Source organism: Arachidicoccus sp. (assembly GCF_050436765.1).
Classification (GTDB): domain Bacteria; phylum Bacteroidota; class Bacteroidia; order Chitinophagales; family Chitinophagaceae; genus Arachidicoccus.
Map to the genome: position 1 here is coordinate 239 of NZ_JBNQGD010000377.1, position 506 is coordinate 744.

The window sequence follows — 506 nt, forward strand, 5'->3', positions numbered from 1 at the left end:
AGTGGGCAACCTAAAATTCTTTCATAAGATATTGAACGAATAGGAGTTACCAAAAGGAAAGAGCATTAATGTTGATCCCCCTGCCACTCCCTCGTCTCACCCTATACCCAAATTGCTAACTTTCTTTCTTAAGCCTTACATACCATTTAAACGCTTGATAATTTGAGCTTCTTCTAACAAATATGGTGATCTATCTTGTCTGAATATATCTTGAAACCAATAGGTCGGTGGTAATTCAACATAAGAGACTTGACCCGAATCCCAATACATGTTCCACTGGGTTTTTCCATTCACATGACCCCAGGCTAGCATACCAATATTGTACTTTTTACCTACTGGTAAAACATTGTAAAATTCACTATTCAACGTTCTTGCCATAAATTCAGTTGCTATTAAAGGCCTATTTAGTTTTTGTAGGGTTTGGATACATGCTTCAAAACGTGCAGGAGGTTCGTAACTAAAAAGAGGATTAAATTTAAGACTACAAATTTTTGGTGTATCCTATT

1 protein-coding gene is annotated in these 506 nt (G+C 36.2%); it reads right to left on the reverse strand.

Annotation, left to right across the window (positions count from 1 at the left end):
* Positions 1 to 135 precede the first annotated feature (135 nt).
* The gene (locus ACQR30_RS15925; protein ID WP_429736750.1) at positions 136 to 378 is read right to left on the reverse strand and encodes a hypothetical protein; all 243 of its coding nucleotides are present in this window, start codon (positions 376 to 378) and stop codon (positions 136 to 138) included.
* Between the last annotated feature and the right edge of the window lie 128 nt (positions 379 to 506).